The organism is Pseudoflavonifractor capillosus (assembly GCF_016899775.1).
GTDB lineage: Bacteria > Bacillota > Clostridia > Oscillospirales > Oscillospiraceae > Lawsonibacter.
Map to the genome: position 1 here is coordinate 1 of NZ_JACJJE010000158.1, position 407 is coordinate 407.

General features: G+C 61.7%; 1 pseudogene. It reads right to left on the reverse strand.

Annotated elements, in window-relative coordinates:
- Window positions 1-230, reverse strand: a pseudogene (locus tag H6B31_RS16795) (tyrosine-type recombinase/integrase); the annotation flags it as partial.
- Between the last annotated feature and the right edge of the window lie 177 nt (window positions 231-407).

Genomic DNA, 407 nt, shown 5'->3' on the forward strand with positions numbered 1-407 from the left:
CGCTGGTACTCCTCCCGGGTCAGCTCCCGCCGGTCGTCCCGGAACAGCTTCCGCTGGATTTTCAGGGCCTTCACCTTGCACTCCTCCCAGCCCAGGAAGGTGAAAAACTGGTTCACCGCCGCCACCATGGAGTTGACGGTAGCGGGAGCGTAGCCCCCCCTCCAGCAGGCTGTCCCGCCAGGCTGCCGCCCGCTCCCGGGTAGCTTCCGCGCCCTCCAGCCAGGCGGCAAAGCGCCCCGTGTCCCGGAAATATTTCTCGATGGTCCCGGCACTGCGCTCCACCGTCCCCAGATGCCCGATGAAGGCCGCAAGCTCCGTGCTCGTTATGCTTCGTGTCTCCATAGTATTTCCCTCCAATGCTCGAAGTGGTTCTTATTTTACCCATATGGAAGGAAAATACTGAAAGC